The 19,617-nt window shown below is 35.8% G+C and carries 16 protein-coding genes; all 16 read right to left on the bottom strand.

Annotated elements, in window-relative coordinates:
- Positions 1-17 precede the first annotated feature (17 nt).
- Positions 18-815, bottom strand: coding sequence for a DUF4397 domain-containing protein (locus tag IPM56_02685; protein QQS36878.1), 798 nt, complete (start codon positions 813-815; stop codon positions 18-20).
- 131 nt (positions 816-946) lie between these two features.
- A complete protein-coding gene (locus IPM56_02680; protein QQS36877.1) occupies positions 947-2,707 on the bottom strand; it encodes a T9SS type A sorting domain-containing protein in 1,761 nt (586 codons plus the stop codon).
- 225 nt (positions 2,708-2,932) lie between these two features.
- Complete coding sequence (locus IPM56_02675) at positions 2,933-4,522, bottom strand: phosphoglycerate dehydrogenase (protein QQS36876.1); 1,590 nt, start codon at positions 4,520-4,522, stop codon at positions 2,933-2,935.
- 80 nt (positions 4,523-4,602) lie between these two features.
- A complete protein-coding gene (gene trxA, locus IPM56_02670) occupies positions 4,603-4,926 on the bottom strand; it encodes a thioredoxin (protein ID QQS36875.1) in 324 nt (107 codons plus the stop codon).
- A gap of 13 nt (positions 4,927-4,939) precedes the next feature.
- Positions 4,940-5,779: an SDR family oxidoreductase gene (locus tag IPM56_02665; protein ID QQS36874.1), complete on the bottom strand. Its 840-nt coding sequence runs from the start codon at positions 5,777-5,779 to the stop codon at positions 4,940-4,942.
- A 130-nt stretch (positions 5,780-5,909) separates the two neighbouring features.
- A complete protein-coding gene (dnaE, locus tag IPM56_02660; GenBank protein QQS36873.1) occupies positions 5,910-9,374 on the bottom strand; it encodes a DNA polymerase III subunit alpha in 3,465 nt (1,154 codons plus the stop codon).
- Positions 9,375-9,414: 40 nt separating this feature from the next.
- The gene (dut, locus tag IPM56_02655) at positions 9,415-9,873 is read right to left on the bottom strand and encodes a dUTP diphosphatase (GenBank protein QQS36872.1); all 459 of its coding nucleotides are present in this window, start codon (positions 9,871-9,873) and stop codon (positions 9,415-9,417) included.
- On the bottom strand, positions 9,873-11,327 hold the full coding sequence (locus IPM56_02650) for an oligosaccharide flippase family protein (protein QQS36871.1): 1,455 nt from the start codon (positions 11,325-11,327) through the stop codon (positions 9,873-9,875). Before IPM56_02650 ends, dut begins: the two co-directional genes overlap by 1 nt.
- 12 nt (positions 11,328-11,339) lie before the next feature.
- Positions 11,340-12,182, bottom strand: coding sequence for a carboxylating nicotinate-nucleotide diphosphorylase (nadC, locus tag IPM56_02645; protein ID QQS36870.1), 843 nt, complete (start codon positions 12,180-12,182; stop codon positions 11,340-11,342).
- Complete coding sequence (locus IPM56_02640; GenBank protein ID QQS36869.1) at positions 12,179-12,598, bottom strand: acyl-CoA thioesterase; 420 nt, start codon at positions 12,596-12,598, stop codon at positions 12,179-12,181. Before IPM56_02640 ends, nadC begins: the two co-directional genes overlap by 4 nt.
- Before the next feature lie 66 nt (positions 12,599-12,664).
- A complete protein-coding gene (locus IPM56_02635) occupies positions 12,665-13,159 on the bottom strand; it encodes a hypothetical protein (GenBank protein ID QQS36868.1) in 495 nt (164 codons plus the stop codon).
- 32 nt (positions 13,160-13,191) lie between these two features.
- Positions 13,192-14,142 (bottom strand): acetyl-CoA carboxylase carboxyltransferase subunit alpha, encoded by a 951-nt coding sequence (locus IPM56_02630; protein ID QQS36867.1) that lies wholly within the window; start codon positions 14,140-14,142, stop codon positions 13,192-13,194.
- A 5-nt stretch (positions 14,143-14,147) separates the two neighbouring features.
- Positions 14,148-16,133 (bottom strand): glycosyltransferase, encoded by a 1,986-nt coding sequence (locus IPM56_02625; GenBank protein ID QQS38210.1) that lies wholly within the window; start codon positions 16,131-16,133, stop codon positions 14,148-14,150.
- Positions 16,134-16,139: 6 nt separating this feature from the next.
- Positions 16,140-16,862: a polyprenol monophosphomannose synthase gene (locus IPM56_02620; protein ID QQS36866.1), complete on the bottom strand. Its 723-nt coding sequence runs from the start codon at positions 16,860-16,862 to the stop codon at positions 16,140-16,142.
- A gap of 95 nt (positions 16,863-16,957) precedes the next feature.
- The gene (locus IPM56_02615) at positions 16,958-18,361 is read right to left on the bottom strand and encodes an undecaprenyl-phosphate glucose phosphotransferase (protein QQS36865.1); all 1,404 of its coding nucleotides are present in this window, start codon (positions 18,359-18,361) and stop codon (positions 16,958-16,960) included.
- Position 18,362: 1 nt separating this feature from the next.
- Entirely contained in the window at positions 18,363-19,529 is a 1,167-nt protein-coding gene (locus IPM56_02610; GenBank protein QQS36864.1) for a glycosyltransferase, read from the bottom strand.
- Positions 19,530-19,617 lie beyond the last annotated feature (88 nt).

Genomic DNA, 19,617 nt, shown 5'->3' with positions numbered 1-19,617 from the left:
CTCCTTTTTGTATTCAGTTATTTACTACGAGTTGGCTGTGGAACAACTTCATCGAGGAAGAACTGAATAGAATTCGGGTTTCCATGGATATATAAATAATATCTGAACCCAGCATTAAGACTCAAGGGCTGGGTATCTATGGTATTTGATGTATCGGCATTAGAAACCATATGGAATAAATAATCACCAGGACTAGCATTCCCAATTGAATAGGATTTACCCAGTGCAACCGGATTCTCATTTACATCAGTAGTACTTTCGTAAGTAGTATCCTGAGGTGAACCACCAGTAATTGTGTAAGTTGCTTTTATGGTGAACTCATCCGCCTCAAATGTATCAACCGGAGCTGCAGTGTTTACAATATAAACATTCATCCTACCTGCTGCCGGGGCACTGCTTTGAAGCACTTCACCTTCAGAGACTTCAAAATTTGTAAATGTATTTGCCTCTGAACCAGGCATTTCAAAATAACCGGCAAAGATGATCGTTGTTCTGTCATAAGATATTACTGTAATATCTTTCTCAAAAACTAAATCGTTGCTCTGATTATAAACTTTAAAATTTCTTACGCCAGACTTGAGTTCAAAATATGGCGTTCTTCCTGTTATAGGAAGTGAATTCAATGCACTCACAGGTTGTGCATTATCAATAACCACCCTCATGTTATCAACATTGTTAGAGAGGTTAACAACCCTGATTTCGGAGAATGGTCTTTTTACAGGTTCGATTGTTGGTTCTTCAATACATCCGTATATTGTTAAACCAATTCCTGCTATAAAGAGACCAATAAATATCTCCTTAAATTTTAACCGCATCTCATACCTCATTTAATAATAGTACATTTTTTGTTTAAGGAATTTTTCCTTCTGGTCTTATAATTAAAAAGGTAGCTGCCAATCTCTTGACAGCTACCGGATTTAACTTACAAAGAGCATATTGAGTAAATTTATTTTAGTAACATCATTTTCTTTGAACTGGTGAAATTACCAGATTTCAAAGTATAGATATACAATCCTGATGCAAGATTAGAAGCATCAAAATTAATTGAATGTTCTCCAGCATCCTGAGTTGTATTTATCAAAGTAGCGACTTCTTTACCCAAAACATCATAAACTTTTATTGAAACATTGCTTCTTTCAGCAATTGAATAAGTAATTGATGTTGATGGGTTGAATGGGTTTGGATAATTCTGATCAAGTTTGAAAGAATTAACTACATTTTGTCCATCGCCAACACCAACGCCTGTAAAAGGAACAGGAGCTATATAGTATACAGTTGCTGTTGTTGTGTCACCATAAGGACCAGTAGCTCCAGCTACATAACCATACATGCTAAATGCTGTATAGTTATCACTACCATCATCATATAGAAATGGTGCAAAGTGATTCTGGGTGTTATTCTGAGATGGTGATTCAGTTAAGTTTTGCGGAGTTGACCATGTATCAGCATCCAATCCTTTATAAGCAAAGTAAACATCACACCATTCGCCGCCATCGATCTTTGTCCACTGTGCAGCCATTACGTTTCTTGCTTCGTTGAATGAGAGATAGCATGAATAACCCATCTGTCCTAATCCAGGACCTAATGCATAAGGTGCAATATCAAATCCACCCTGGTCAACAATTGTTGCATCCCATCCTGAACCGGTCTCGAATATATCGACAATAGCGTCAACAACTGCGTTTGTATCAGTTACACCTAATAACAAATGTACATGACCATTCGCATCCATATGAACATCGCCATCAAATCTTATTGTTCCTGCTGTCGGGTCATAATCGAAAAGCTGATCGAAAGCACTTAATGCAGGAATTGTTCTGAAATCAACAACTTCCGGATTGGACCACGTAGCTCCGTTATCTGTTGATTTAAAAATTCCAGGATACCAGCCAAATTGAATTGGATTACCCGGATCAGGATCAGCATAAGTACCAAGCACAGCTAAAACATCAACACCATTGAAAGAAGCGCCGCCTAAAGTAATATTCGAGCCATCTACAAAAGCTGCTGAAGGAATGGTTGCTTTTTCAATTGTTGCAAAGTCCTGTGTGCGCCATATGTCAATACCAGCATCAACTTGATTATCGGAAGTCCAGAACATCCAAGCTGAATTATGGCTAGCCCAACAAGGAACTTGTGATGAATAGCTTCCAACAATTGTATCAGAAAAAGCAGCATTCGATCCAATTGGTTGTTCAGCACCGTAACCAATGTTTCCAAATGCACCAGGATTTAATTCTGGCCAGCTAAAAAAGCCTGTGGTTGCATCAAGTCCACCGCTTGTCGGATTTGAGATAGCCATACTTGGGTATCTTGCTAAAATTGGATCTGTATTTACAGGACCCTGTCTAACGTTCCAGGTTGCTCCTCTATCAGTCGAAAAGCTATACCACAATTGCCCTGACCCAAGCGCATAAGTTGATTTACCCCTATGAACCATTGCAACAACATCTGCACGTGGATCATAAGCTAATGGATTGATTGTTGAAATTGCGGGACCAAATGCATTTGCCATTGTATCTACTGCAGTATAGTTTGCAGAAGCAGTTGAAAAGCCAGGTCCTACCAAATTATCAGTTGAAACAGTAGTCGGCTCTTGAAAAACTATCGGTGCTTTAGGTGTGAACTTTTTGTTATTAGTCTGTGCAACTAAAACTACCGGAACCAAAAGTACAACCAGCACCAAAATAGAAAGTTTTCTTAGCATAATGCTCTCCTTTGTTAATGAATGAAATGATTTTGAAATAAAAATTTTTAAATGGTACAACAATAAAATATTAACTTTCTTTACCGGATATTAAATTATTGTTAATTATAAGAGCTAAATCAAAATACTACAACCATCATTTTTAGTCAAGTATTTTTTATAAATCATTTTTCCACACGGAATTAGCTTTTTTTCCTAAATAATGTCAAGAGATATTTATTTCCGCTAATCATGAATGCCAACCACGTATACATCTTCAACTCCGTTGATGGAGGAAATAGCAGATACAATGTTTGCTTCAGGCTTACTGTCAACATTTATTATTGTCAATGCTTGTTTACCGGCTTTAATTCTTCCCAGTGACAAGCCTCCGATGTTTATATTTGCATCAGCTAAAACTTTACCGACTGTTGCTAGCATACCGGGTTTATCAATGTTTGTATATACTATAAGATTTCCTTCAGGATTTAGTTCAAGCCTGTATTCATCTATCTGAACAATTCTCAATTCATTGTTGCCAAACACAGTACCAGCTATAGTTTTTGTACCGGAAGTAGTGGTACACTCAACTGTAATTAAATTTTTATAAACATCATGAGATACAGATTTTTTTTCGGTTACATCTATTCCCATTTCCGAAGATAACAATTGTGCATTAACATAGTTAATAGTTTCTGTTCTTCTTGAAAGTAAAAATCCTTTTAACACTGCTGACGTGAGGATGTTAGCTGCACTGCTCAACAGCTCTCCGTTGAAAGTAATATTTATTCCCGTTAGTTGATTTCGCAATAACTGACTTTGCAGCCTTCCGATTTTTTCGGATAATAAAAAGTATGGGGATAGATCCTTATTAAAACCCGCCTCGATCAATGATGCATTGACAATTCCCGCAGCTGATTGTTCATTAAACAGTTGAATAATTTGTTCAGCAATTTGCACGGCTACTTTTTCCTGAGCTTCATCTGTTGATGCACCCAGATGCGGTGTGCAAATAATTTTGGGATGCTGAATTAATTTGTTCGTTAAATCAGGTGGCTCGGTTTCATATACATCAAATGCAGCCGATGAAACAATTCCATTGTCAATTGAATTGATCAGAGCTTCTTCATTTATTATTCCGCCTCTCGCACAATTAATAATCTTTACACCCCTTTTACATTTTGCGAGAGTCTGTTCATTCAATAAATATTTTGTTTCTTCTGTCAGCGGAACGTGAACAGTAATTATATCAGATTTTGAAAGGAGAAATTCAAGCGGAAATAATTCTATTCCTAATTTTGCAGCCACATCTTCAGATAATACAGGATCATAACCTATCACTTTCATTCCAAATGATTTTGATCTAACGGCAACTTCTCTTCCTATCTTTCCAAGACCGATGACGCCAAGCGTTTTGTTATGAAGTTCAGTTCCTTTAAAAGATTTTCTATCCCATTTACCGCTTCTCATCGATTGATTTGCCTGAGCAATGTTTCTGCACATAGACAGCATCAGAGCCATTGTATGTTCTGCAGTGGAGATTGTGTTGCCGCCGGGTGTATTCATCACAAGGATACCTTTCCTTGTGGCAGCATCAACATTTATATTATCAACACCTGTTCCTGCTCTTCCAATAACTTCCATGTTATTCATAAGTGAAATTAATTCAGGAGTGACTTGTGTTTCGCTTCTTACTATCAATGCGTTATAAGCGGATATTATTTCTTTCAGGTCATCGAGTTTAATTCCCGGTTTAAAGGTAACATCAAAACCCTGAGCAGTTAATAAATCTGCACACTTTTTGTCGACTGCGTCAGTTATAATAATTTTTTTCATTTACAGGAAATTATTAGAATTGAAAATCTCCATTGATATGTAAATCGTTTTTCAATGGAGATTCTTTAATATTTTTTAAATCAGGAAAGTGCTGCATTAAGCTTTGATACTATTTGAGGCTTTGGCACTGCACCAATGATTGTGTCCTTAAGTTTGCCGTCTTTAAAAATTAATATTGTAGGAATACTTCTCACTCCGTATTTAATTGATGTCTGCTGATTTTCATCAACATCAAGTTTACCTATTTTAGCTTTACCCTGGTATTCACCTGCAAGTTCTTCAACAATGGGAGCGATCATTTTGCACGGACCGCACCACGTCGCCCAGAAATCTATTAACACCGGTTCGGAAGAATTCAATACTTCACTCTCAAAATTGTCATCTGTAATTGTAACTGGTTTCATTTTTCTCCTCTGTTTAAAAATTTACTGTTTCTTCTTTGCTTGTTCCCTGCCCCACAAAATTTACAACATCCTCACCACCGTCCGCATTAATCACTCCGCCAGAAATCCATTCACCGCCATCCTTACAAATCAGCGAAATAACTTTTGCAACATCTTCAGGTGTGGTTAATCTTGCTCTCGGATTTTTTCTTCGTGCAACTTCAATCATCGGAACATTACCTGGAATTTTTCTTAATGCCGGAGTATCCGTCACTCCAGCCATAATGGAATTAACTGCAACCTGCATATGTCCAAGTTCTGTTGATAGCTGACGTACGTGCGCTTCAAGTGCTGCCTTGGCTGCTGAAACTGCACCGTAGAAAGGAATGGCAGTTGTTCCGCCTGAACTTGTCATTGCAAAAATTCTTGCTTTCTCAGCCAGAAGATTATTTACGACTAGATCCTGTGTCCAGTAAACAAGTGAATGCGCCATTACATCAAGTGTCATTTCCATTTGTGATTTGGTGAGTGCCTGTTCATTTTCTTTTGGAATAAAAGGACGAAGTGTACCAAACGCTAATGAGTGCATAAGCACTTTTACTTTTGAATTACTATCAAGTTTTTTCTTTAGCTCTTCAATTACTTCATTGCGTTTGTATTCATCAGCAGCGTTAATGTTAAAAAATAAATGCTCAACTTTGTGTGATCTAATTTTTGAAATTACTTCTTCAACGTGAGGCATTGTTGCCTGTCTATCCAAATGAACACCAACAATATTGAATCCATCTTCAGCGAGTTTTATTGCTGCGGCTTCACCAAATCCTGATGATGCACCAAGCACTAAAGCCCAGTAATTATGATTTTCGTTATTCATCTTTTATAAAAACCTTTGTCTGCATCTTTGTTGTTAAATTCGGAGGCAAATAATACAAAATTGAAGTTAGTTATACAAAAAATTTGATTTAGTATTTAAAGCTCTCAATCCTTAATTGTCAACACCAATATTATTTTTTTGAAAAAAGAGTTATCGAATCTTCCCCAAGAATTTTGTTTACTGAATTAATAAATACATCACCGGCATTTACCCTGAATGCGCCTACTTCAAACAATGTTCCTTTTGAACCGTTATTCCCGACTTTTAAATAGACCGGCAGCTTACCGGGATTTGATTCAAAAACTTTTTTTAATTCTGATATACATTCAACTTTGTTTTTTGATTTATCTATTACAATCCTTATGCTGTCTGTCATTGCATCACGCACATCTGATAGTGGAATTACTTTATCAATGTGAAGTTTAATTGCATCGCCGCTGCTTTCAGGTTTGCCAAGTATGAATACACACTCTTCTTCTTCAATGTATCTTCCAAATTGTTCATAGGTTTTTGAGAACATCAAACATTCGCACGATCCTGAAAAATCATCAAGTGTAAAGAACGCCATCGTCTTACCTGATTTATCAATTTTAGAATCAAGATTTGTTATCACTCCACATGCTTTTACCGTATCAACATTTTCAAGACTTTCAGTTTCACCAAGATGAACGGTTGTGAAAGACTTATACTCAAGTTCAAACTTTCTTAGCGGATGATCTGTTATGTAGAATCCGATTACTTCTCTTTCTTTGGCAAGTTTATACTTTGACGGCCACGGTTCAAAGTTTCTTAAAGCAGGTTCTGATATTTGTACTTCTTCTTCCAATCCACCGAATAAACTATTCTCAACTGAAAGTTTTGAATTCTGAACTTTGTGTCCATACTCAAGTGCTTCTTCAATTGAATTGAATAATCTTGAACGAACCTTTTCTATTGAATCAAATGCGCCGGCATATACAAGACCTTCGAGCGCGCGTTTATTAACAACCCTGTTATCAGTGTTCCCACAAAAATCAAAAATACTTTTAAAATCTCTTTCCAGTGATTGCCTTGTTTTTATAATCTCTTCAACAGCAGAGATACCAACATTTTTTATAGCAGACATTCCGAACCGTATCTTTTCATCTTCAACATCAAAGTAAACTGATGGATTATTTACATCCGGCGGAAGCACATCAATTTTTAGTTTGCGGCAGTCCTCAAGAAAGTTTGCGACTTTATTTGCGTTGCCGAATTCGTTTGTAAGGTTTGCAGCTAAAAACTCTGCTGTGAAATGTGCTTTTAAATAAGCAGTCTGATATGCAACATAACTATAAGCAACCGCATGACTTTTATTGAAACCATAATTCGCAAACTTGTCTATCGAATCAAAAATCTCTTCAGCAATTTTTTTTGCTATTCCGTTTTGAACAGCACCGGCAGTGAATTTTTCTTTCTGTTCTTTCATTGCGTTAAGATCTTTTTTACCCATAGCACGGCGGAGTATATCAGCATCGGCTAAACTCATTCCGCCGACTCTGTTCGCAATCTGAATTACCTGTTCCTGGTAAACAATTATTCCGTAGGTCTCTTTGAGAATCGGCTCTAAAATATTATGAAGATAAACTGTTTCTTTTGTACCATGTTTTCTCTCGATAAAGTCATCAATAAAATCCATCGGACCAGGGCGGTACAAAGCATTCATTGCTGCGAGATCACTTAAACTTGCCGGACGCAGTTTTTTCAGGTACTCACGCATCGGGGCAGATTCAAACTGGAACACTCCGGTAGTCTGTCCTTTTGAAAAAAGCTGATATGTTTTTTCATCATTAAGAGGAATTGAATCGATATCAATTTCAACCCCATGATTTTTTTTGATTAGTGTAAGAGCATCACGGATAATTGTTAGTGTACGTAGTCCGAGAAAATCCATCTTTAGCAGACCCGCGTTTTCAATCTCTTTCATATTGAACTGAGTGACTATGTCTGTCTGCGAAACAGCATTTGCAAGCGGAACATAGTTACTCACATCATCAGGAGTTATAACAACACCCGCAGCATGTTTAGATGCATTCCGGTTCATTCCTTCTAGCACTTTTGCATACTTGATCAGATTCTGGATTTCTTCATCTTTAGAATCTTTTACCCATTTTAATTCAGGGACTTCATTCAACGATTGCTCAATTGTATAAACTTTACCAAACTTTGAAGGAATAAATTTTGTGATCTTGTTCACAGTTGGAATGGGAATTTTAAGAACGCGTGCAACATCCCTTATAACCGCTTTTGATGAGAGCCTGTTAAAGGTGATTATCTGGCTGACACAATTCTGTCCATACTTATTACGAACGTAGTCGATCACTTCACCACGTTTGTCATCAGCAAAATCAACATCTATATCGGGCATTGATTTACGTGATGGATTTAAAAATCTTTCAAACAATAAATTATATTCAAGCGGGTTTATATTTGTGATACCAAGCGTGTAAGCAACAAGACTTCCCGCAACAGAGCCTCTTCCCGGACCAACAGGTACATTCATTTTCTTTGCGGAATTAATAAAGTCCTGAACAATCAAAAAGTAACCGGCAAAACCCATCTTCTTAATTGTTTCAATTTCAAAGTCGAAACGTTCTTCAATTTCTGTAGTTACCTTCTTTATTCTATTATATAGTCCTTCTTTAGAAAGTTGTTCAAAATATTCATCTAATGTTTTCGCGTTTGAATCAGACGGAATTTTATAGTTAGGAAAATGATATCCTTCAAACCCGAGCTGCAGGTCTATCTTAGATTCTATCTCAAGAGTATTTTCAATCGCGCCTTTAAACTTTTTAAAAAGCTTTTTCATCTCTTCGGATGATTTAAAATAAACCTGGTCAGTACCATACCTTAGCTGGCGATAATCATTTCCATTCTTATCTGAAAGAAGAAGAAGAATATTGTGCGCAATTGCATGATCCGGTTCGATGTAGTGGCAGTCATTTGTCGCGACTAACTTTATCCCGAGTTCTTTAGATAACTTAGGCATACCTTCAAGCACAGGTTTTTCAACTTCCATGTTATGGTCCTGCACTTCGAGATAAAAATCATCACCAAACATTTCTTTAAAAGTTATTGCGGTTTGTTTTGCTTTATCATATTCATTATTAATTAAATGAGTGGATACAACACCACCCGCACAAGCACTTGTGCAAACTAATCCTTCTTTGTATTGATTAAGAAGTTCAAGATCAATTCTCGGTTTGTAATAAAAACCTTCGGTATGTCCTAATGTTGAAAGCTTAACAAGATTTTTATAACCGGTTTTATTTTTTGCAAGAAGTATTAAATGGTTATAGTGTTTTGATTTTTTTCTTCCGTTAAGTTCATCTGCTTTGCCTCTGTCGAAACGGCTTCCATCCTTTACAATGTAAGCTTCCATACCAACAATAGGTTTTATTCCTTCCTGTTTCGCTTTCTTGTAAAACTCGGCGATGCCGTACATAACACCGTGATCAGTTAGTGCGACTGCAGTCATCCCATTTTTTTTAGCAGCCATTACTAAACTATCAACAGTGCAGGCGCCGTCCTGTAAGCTGTAGTGTGTGTGATTATGAAGGTGAACAAAATCTGACATCAGACAAAATCCGTTTTAAATATTATCAATACCTGAACAACTAACTTTTCCCGGTGTGACCAAATCCACCGGAACCTCTTTGAGTATCTATCAACTCTTCTGACTCGACTAATTCTGCTTTGTAAACTTTTGCTATGACAAGCTGTGCAATCCTGTCTCCGCGGTTAATGATAAATTCTTCTTCACTGAAATTCATCATTATAATTTTTACTTCGCCTCTGTAATCTGCATCAATAGTTCCGGGAGTATTTAAAATTCCAATTCCATGTTTTGCGGCAAGTCCGCTTCTTGGTCTTACCTGAATTTCATAACCATTTGGAATTTCTACTGAAAGATTGGTTGGGACTAAAACAACTTTACCGGGTGATAGTGAGATATTATTTTCAACTGCGGCACGAATGTCCATCCCTGAACTGCCTTCTGTTGAATATTGCGGGAGAGGTATATCATTAAATTTTTCGTCGAGCCTTTTTATCCTGATTAAAATTTTTTCGGTCATTAATTTTTTATAAATCTTTTTTTGATTGCTTTCAATTCTTCTCTGTCAATAATAAAAAATATCAGTAACAGAACAAAAACAGAGAGCATTAATAGTTTAAGAAAAATATTCAGTTGATGATTATATGAAAGATAATAATAAAGACTTCCTGAAATAATCATCAGCAAAAATAATTTTGAAAGCCTGTTCAATTCATACTTTATATGATAAAATTTTTGTGTGACTACGTAGATAGCAACTGCCATTGCAAAATAACTTGCAAGCATTGCAATTGCGGCACCCATTATTCCGATTTCCGGAATTAATAACAGGTTAACAACAACATTAACTAATGCGCCGAGTCCTGTTATGAATGGGATGTAAATACTTTTTTCTTTTATAAATATGCCTGCGGTAAGCACTACATAAATTCCATTAAATAAATAACCCAATAAAATTACAGGAACAATATTCAAACCAGACCAATACTCCCTTCCAATTAACGTTTTATGGAAGACTTCGAACTGCACTATATCATTTATGAATAGTGAAATGACTATCCATATAGTTGCGGCAGCTATAGCAAAGTAAGTGAGAACTTTTGAAAAAATATTTTTTGCATTTTCTTCACTTGCCTGCTGAAGAAAGAAGGGCTGCCACGCATACTGGAACATGCTTACGAACAGCATCATAAAAATTCCGAGTTTATGATTCGCCTGGTAAATTCCATTTGTATTAAGATCAGTAAGACTTGTTAGAATTGGTCTGTCAATTCCCTGAATTATCATTGATGCTAATCCTGCAGGCAGATACGGAATCCCGAACTTCAAAAGTTTTTTTAATAACTCAACATTAATTTTTATGCGAAGTGATTTGATTACATCAGGGATTAATAAAACAAATGAAACAACAGACGCGGCAAGGTTGCTGATGAATATTGCCTCGATGTTCCACCTGAGATAAAGAATAAGATAAAGATTAAGAATTACGTTTACTGTTATGTTAATAATTTTAAATGCCGCAAACTTTTTTGCTTTTCGTTTAAGTCTTAACTGAACAAAAGGCAAGGAAGCAATTGCGTCAACAAATAAAATTGCACTCACATAATAGATGAAGTTGTCATATTCCTCAGGAACACCAACGGCAGCAAAGACACCTCGATTAAACAATATCAACAACAACGAAAAAAATAATGAGGCTGTAAATACCGAAATGAACGGAGTAGAAAAATTATCTTTCTCATCACCTATAGTTTTAGCTGAAGCGTATTTTAAATAAGCCGCATCCATACCAAAGAGCATAACAACATTCATTATTGCGATGAAGATATAAATGTTTGCAACTACACCGTAATCACCCGGCGGGAAAATATTTGTGTAAAGCGGTACTAGAAGAAAATTAAGGAACCTGCCGACTATCGTGCTGATGCCGTAAATCGCTGTATCTTTTGAAAGCTGTTTTATCTTATCGAACATTAAAATTCTTAATCAATATGAAGAAGTAATTTCTAATGAAATATCCAATGCTTTAACACTGTGAGTAATCGCACCAACCGAAATATAATCCACGCCTGTTTCAGCAATTTCTTTTACGGTATCAATATTAACCATTCCGCTCGCTTCAACTTTACATTTTGAGTTTATGATCTTAACTGCTTTTTTCATATCTGTTACAGAAAAGTTGTCGAGCATAATAACATCGACTTCAAACTTGAGTGCTTCATTTAATTCATCAAGGTTTTTTACTTCGACCTCAATTTTGTAACCGGATTTTTTTTCTTTTCTGTATTCAATACATTTTTTTACAGCATCTGAAACAGAGCCAGCAGCAGCAATATGATTATCCTTAATTAAGAACATATCGAATAATCCCGTACGATGATTAACGCCTCCGCCTTTTTCGACAGAATATTTATCAAGCATCCTAAAACCAGGCAGTGTTTTTCTTGTATCAAGTATCTTTGCTTTAGTATGCGAAATTTTTTCAGTGAAAAGATTTACAGTCGTAGCAATACCACTCATTCTTTGCATAAAATTCAGAAGTGTTCTTTCAATCGTTAGTATTGATCGTGTTGAACCTTCTAAGGTTCCGACAATTTCTCCCTTACTTACTTTGTCACCATCCTCTTTAATTTTTTTGTACTGAAGTGAAGAATCAAACTTATTAATGATAGAGGAAGCAACATCTAATCCTGCAATAACGCCATTTTGCTTAACAAGAATTTCTGCTTTTGATTTTGAATCCGGAGGAATAGTGGCTAACGTAGTGATATCACCGGAGCCAATATCCTCACTTAATGCAAGTGAAATGAGTTCATCAATATTTTTCATTTTGTGTTTTCAAAAAATGGCTTGATAGCATTAACAAAAAACTCAGGTGGCTTACTTAATTTTTTTGTAGCCGCATCTACAAAAACCAATTCTACATATCCTTCAACAATTACTTTGCTTCTTTCAGGACATGTAATTGTGTGATCAATATGAACTCTTAAGTCGGGAAGTTTTTCAACACGACATTCAATCTCCAAAAGCTCATCATAAAAAGCAGGATTTTTGAATTTGATGAATGTCTCGATCACCGGCATTCCATAGCCTCTTTCTTCAATTTCTTTGTAAGTCAGATTTAAGTCGCGCATCATTTCCGCACGACCCACTTCAAAGAACTCAAAGTATTTTCCGTTATAGACAAAATGCATTTGGTCAGTTTCAGAATATCTTATCCTGACAGTTGTGCTGCTTTTCAACATAATATTTTTTTTTAATATCAATTTATGATAAAGGAATGAGAAGAGATAATATTGGATTAGTTTTTTCTAAAAATAAAATTTTAATGAAGCCCCAAAATTTTTGTTGATGACAACAGGAGTTACTTCCATCCTGCTTTTATTTTCCTTATTGATTTTATTTGATGAGACCGGTGCATCTATCAACTGCCAAACGTAAAGTACAAGCAGCAATCCGGAGTCAAGTATCATAAGCGGGGCTGTAGTTTCGATGTCTTCCTGGCTCGACTCATCTGCAAGATTCACAAGTATCATTGTGCTAAAAGCTATACCAAATAAAAATACAGCACCTTTTCCAATTTGCCTGTTATAAAATTGACCAAAACCAGGTACCATAAATGAAAGGAAAAATGATAGGTAAGGGTTCCTGTACCCGAGTACTTTTGTTTCGTCATCAGCAGTTAAGTTGTATGCTTGTGAGATTAGATTATCCTGCCGGTTATTTTCTACGATAAGTTCTGAAAGGGTTTGTGCAGATATATTACTACATAAAACAAAAACAGAAATGAAAATAAACAGTTTCAAGTTACCCCCTAAAATTATTAGTCAGAAATATTCTATTCTATATAAGCACCCATCCTGCCAAATTTTTCAAGACGGTTGTCAATCAACTTGTCAGGTTTAATTTTTACTAATTGAGCAAGCTCTTCAATTATCGCAGCTTTAACTAATGCAGCAGCTTCATCAGCATTTTTATGAGCACCGCCAAGTGGTTCAGGAATTATTTTGTCAATTAATTTCTGTTCCAACAGATCAGGCGCAGTGAGTTTAAGTGCTTCGGCTGCCTGTTCTTTATAATCCCAGCTTCTCCATAAAATACTTGAACACGATTCAGGACTTATTACAGAGTACCAGCAATTTTCAAGCATTAGAATTCTGTCACCGACACCAATACCGAGTGCGCCGCCACTTGCACCTTCACCAATTATTACAACAATAATCGGAACACGAAGTCTGCTCATTTCAAAAAGATTTTTCGCAATTGCTTCTGCCTGTCCACGTTCTTCAGCTTCAAGACCGGGAAATGCGCCGGGAGTATCAATCATTGTTATAACAGGCTTATTAAATTTTTCTGCAAGTTTCATTAATCGTAAAGCTTTTCGGTAACCTTCGGGATTCGGCATTCCGAAATTTCTGTATAGGTTTGATTTTGTATCTCTTCCTTTTTGATGACCGATTATCATCACCTTGTAATCATCGATAGAAGCGAATCCACCAACGATAGCTTTATCATCTTTGTAGTGACGGTCACCATGAAGCTCAACAAAATTATCAGTGATGTGATAAATGTAATCAAGAGTGTAAGGTCTATCGGGATGACGTGCAAGCTGAACGCGCTGCCAGCGTGTAAGATCTTTATAAAGACTTTCTTTTAATTGTTTCACTTTACCCTCAATCTCAAGTATCTCTTTTCCAATATCAAGGTTGTCTGAAAATTTTCGCATCTCTTCAAGTTTAGCCTCAAGTGCCACAATGGGCTTTTCAAATTCTAAAATTGTCTTTGCCATAAGTACTAATGTTTACTCCACATCTTGTTTAAAGTTCTTCCGAGAATTTCTATATCCAGCCACACACTTTGATTTTTTGCATAGTAAATATCGATCTTCTCCGAAGCTTGTCCCTTAAGATTTTCAGTGTACCATAAACCGGTTAACCCTTGTTTGCCTAAGTAAAGGTTGCCGATTTGTGAACCAGCTTGTGGACCTACAAAACTGTATTTACCCCTGAATACTGAAGGAACTGTTAATATGAATCTCCTAAAATCAGATTCACTATTACTTAGCTTGCTGATGAAATATATAAAAGGATATACCAAAAACAAAACAACCGTTGAAACGAGTGCGTCGAACAATCTTTTAACAACAATTGAAGTCGGGTTTGAAATATTATATTGAATAGAGAACAATGGAACGTCATCAAGAATAGATACGGAGGTTTTGCCAACCATAAAATCGAGGTTATCACCTATGATTTTAAATTCAACATTTTCGCTCTGGCAAGATGCGACAAGGTTCATCATCTGGTTGTACGATAATTCACTTGTTGAAAAAATAACTTCATCAATTTTATTTTCGCGGATTACTTTATTAAGATTTTCGATGCTTCCTATAACGGGGATATCATTCAGTGTCTGTCCGATTTGTTTATGTGTAAATCCTACAAAGCCGGCAACAGAATAAATATCGGAATTTCTTGATAAGAGTTTGTTGCCTATCTCAACAGCATTTTGGTCAATACCGATTATTACTGCTTTTTTATTTTTTAACTTTTCTCCACTTATGTTTTTAAGGAAATATATCTTAAAAATTATACGCCAGAAAGAAAGTACAATGAATGCCAGTACATAAGTGATTATCACAACTGCCCTGCTGTATGCAAATTCATTAAAGAAAAATGTTATGGCAGACATTATAAAAAAGCTTACAAACACAGCGCCCATATTTCGCAGCACAGAAAGAGAATCTTTCCTGTAAACACCGATAAGCGATGAGATAAAAACATGAACCAGGGCAGGTATGGAATAAATTATCAACTGATGATATTGATGGAACCCTCTCCAGCTTGTGTATTTTTCATAAAGTGTTGCCGACACAAATAAACATGTGCTGTATAAAATCAGATCAACAAGGATGGATATAAGTGCAAGCTTTCTTCTTCCAAGAAAAGCAAACAGCGACCTCAGAGCAATTGCACTTCTTAAAATCATTTCAACAATCAGCGAAGTTGAAAGATGTTTTTTTACAAACAGGTGCATAGCTTCATAAAATATTTTCGTTTCATCAAGACTGCTGCGTTTAGTACTTTCGCCTTTATAGTGAATTATCTCTGTTGAGTGGACATAAAACACATTTAATCCAGATTGTTGTACACGATAACAAAAATCGAGATCCTCACCGTACATAAAAAATCTTTCATCAAGTCCGCCTATCTTTTCATACACTGATCTCGGGAACATCATGAATGAACCTGAAATAGCATCAACTTCATAAGTTTCATTTTCATTTAGGTAGGTAAGATTATAACGTGCAAATAATTTACTGTTCGGGAAGAGAGAACTTAAACCTGTCACTTTGCAAAACGATGTCCACGGACCGGGAAAACTTCTTCTGCAAGCAAGCTGAAGTGTACCGTCGGGATTTAATATTTTACATCCAGCTAATCCAGCATCAGGATTTTTTTGAAAGAAGCGTATCATTTCCTGCAACGTATCTTCACGGACAATCGTATCAGGATTAAGCAGCAACAGGTACTTTCCTTTCGCAGCCTTCAATCCGATATTATTTGCTTTACTGAATCCGAGGTTCTCTGAATTTTTTATAAGTATAACATCAGGAAATTTTTCACTTATGAATTCAACGCTTCCGTCATCGGAGTTATTATCAACAATTATTATTTCGTGGGAAAGTCCGGTTACAGCTTTGCGGATTGACTGGAGAAGGTTTTGCAGAAATTCTTTTACATTATAGTTTACTATGATGACAGATATATCCAAAAGTATTTCCTTCTAAAGTATGCCAAGCATACTTCTTAAACGAAGTTTCCATACCATAGTAATTGCTTCACGAACAATTTTTTTTGACATCTTGGATGTTCCCATTTCACGGTCCATAAAGATGATCGGTATCTCACCGACTTTAAATCCTTTTTTCCATGCTTTGAATGACATCTCGATCTGGAAAGCATATCCGTTGGATTTTACATTATCCAGGTCAATAGCTTCAAGTACTTCACGCTTAAAACATTTGAATCCGCCCGTAGCATCTTTAATTGGTAAACCGGTTATGACACGCGTGTACATATTTGCAAAATAACTTAACAATAACCTGTTCATCGGCCAGTTAATTACGTTGACACCTTTTATATACCTGCTGCCAAGTACTAGATCATATTTATTTGTTGAAGTAAGAAAGTGAGGTATCTCTTTTGGATCATGTGAAAAGTCGGCATCCATTTCAAAAATAAAATCATATTTATTTTCTATCGCATACTTAAACCCGGTTAAATAAGCTGTGCCAAGACCCATTTTACTTTGACGGCGTATGAGTTTTATTCTATCATTTGAGCGGCTTAATTCATTTATATAATCTCCGGTACCGTCGGGTGAATTATCATCAACAATAAGAATATTAATATTTTCATCCTTGCTCAGGACTTCAGGAATTAATCTGCCTATGTTTTGCAGTTCGTTAAAGGTTGGAATTATTATCAGAATTTTTCCGGATGACATTTCAGAACTTCCTTCCCGTTGTCATTATACTTAATGAAAGATTTTTAACAATCGTAAAATTAAAAATCATTCTGATTAATAAGAAAGGAAAAAGATCAGCCATAATGCCCCTTGCCAAAAAGTACAACAAAGATCGTCCTGAAGATGATTTTAAAATCCATTCGCAGTGACATGTTCTCAATATAAAAAAGATCATAGCGCAATTTAATTTTGACGTCCTCGATTGATTCATCATACTTGTGTTTAACCTGTGCCCATCCTGTAATACCGGGACGAACCTTAAGCCGTCTTTTATAGTAAGGAATTTCCTGTGATAATTTTTCTACAAAGAAAGGACGTTCCGGTCTGGGTCCAACCATGCTCATCTCGCCTTTAAGTACATTAAACATTTGAGGGATTTCATCAATCCTTACTTTACGAATAAACTTACCGACTTTAGTAATACGCGGATCACCTTTTTGTGACCAGACTGGTCCTGTACCTTTCTCGGCATCTTTCCTCATTGAACGGAATTTAAATATCTTAAAAATTTTTCCGTTCAATCCGCATCTTTCCTGGGTAAAAAGAATCGGACCGGGACTCTCTAATTTTATCGCAATTGATGTAAAGAGACACACAGGCATAGTAACTATCAGAATAATGAACGAGACTAAAATATCCATAACACGTTTTAATCTTTTTTCCCATTCAGGCATTAGCTGGGGCATAATGTCGATGAGCGGCATACCATAGATCTGGCTCGTTCGCGCCTGACCGCTAAGTATTTCATAAAGGTCTGGAACGATTTTCATCCCGACATTTTTAGCGTCACACTTGGAAATTATTTCTACAAGAACATCGTGATCATCTTTTTCAAGTGCGATGATTACTTCTTTAATATTTTTTTCATCTATTATATCCTGGATTGAATCAACATTAGCAATAACTTTTATATCGTTGAATGTCTTCCCTACATTCTCATTCTTAACCGCGATATATCCTGATATATCGAGACCAAGCGCCGGATGTTTCAGAATTTCCTTATGAACTTCATTTGCTTTTTTATTGAAGCCGACAATTAATGCGTTCCTTCTTCCAAAACCTTTAATGAGAAGATTACGTTGAAAACTTCTTATAAATAATCTTCCCGAACCAACGAGTATTAAGAAGATAGCCCAGTAAATAAAAATTAAAATGCGCTGCGGTGAGTCAACATTGTGTAAATAGTCATCAAGAAAGATCAGGAAGAACAAAATAAATATTCCAACGAACGAAGCTTTGAACAATGTGGATAGTTCATCAAATCTGGATGCAGCAAACCAGGTTCTATACATACCAACAAAAGTGAAGATGATAAGCCAGTAGAAATAAATTGCAAGCAGCGGAAGAAAAAATTCCGGCAGAATAATTAAATCAAATAACCCTGACTCAACTCTGAAATAAAAATAGAGAATAAATGAAAGGTTGATGGTAAGGAAATCAATGATGATGATTAATATTTTTTCGGAGGTTTTATTCATTTCACCGCGGGGTTGAATGCCAAAGATTTGTTTGCTGACCTTGCAGGTATTTAACAATACCAATTAACATTGCAATATTTGTCATTACAAAATAGTAGAACAATAAAAATGGCTGCATATTCATTTTCAATTTTGTCAATATAAATCCAATCAATGCAAGTCCGTAACCAGTTAATTGAAAGTATAAAAATATTTCAAAAAAATTACTCACATTATATAACAGTATATTTGTCAACAATAAGAATAACATCAGAATTGGTGAAAACCACCTTACAACCTTGTGTGACCAGAACCCGTAAGAACTAAGTCCATAAAAGGGATTGAGAAGTTTTTTTACTGCTTTTATTGTGTATAAGTTATTTGATGTGGTTCTTATCTTCCTGTAAAATTCGGCCTCGATTGAAGGCGCAGTTAACTCTTCGCCAATCGCATCTTTAATAAACAGAAAATCCTTTTTCTGCTCAAGCACTTTTAGCGACAGGTATAAATCATCACTAACGGGATGGTCGATAGGGATTTCTACAAACATATTTTTCCTCATTGAATAAATTCCCCCGTTGGCGCCGATAAGAATTCCAAGACTACCTTCTTTTTCTTTTAGCCACGTTTCAAAATCCCAATAACGTGTTTCCTGACTTCCGGACTCTTTTGACTTTTCAAAATCAAGTAGTCTTAATTTACCGCTGACGCCGCCTATTTTTTCGGAAGTGTAATAAGATACCATTTTAGTAATCGCCCCATATTCATAAATGGTATTAGCATCACAGAACACAAGAATATCACCATCAGCTATTTTGTAAAGATCATTAAGAACCTGGGCTTTACCTCTGCGGATATCAAAATTTTTTACTGTAAGATTTTTAAAATCATTTGATAATTTATCGAGTATTTCATTTGTACCATCTTCAGATTTATCTGACCCTATTATTATTTCCAGTCTGTCATCAGGATATCCGTTTGAAAACAACATACGTACGGTTTTTTCAATTACCTTTTCTTCGTTAAATACTGAAATCAGGATTGATACTTTCAGATCATTGGAAGTTGAACTCTTTATTTTTTTTGTGGTAATGAAGTTTAATAAAAAAATAGTTACAGGGTAAAGTAAATAAGAATGAAGAAGGAGAAAAAAACTTAATGTAAAAATAGTGACCAGGGTAATATTCATTTTATAAGATTTTAAGAAAGTAGTGTCTTCTCTGAAATTGTAAATTTATCCGTTTCAAAAAATTCGTGCTGCAAATTTACGCAATGGA

Source organism: Ignavibacteriales bacterium (assembly GCA_016700155.1).
In the GTDB taxonomy this organism is placed as follows: Bacteria; Bacteroidota; Ignavibacteria; order Ignavibacteriales; family Ignavibacteriaceae.
The sequence above is the reverse complement of the archived record's forward strand: the minus strand, read 5'-3'. Positions and strand labels throughout refer to the sequence as shown.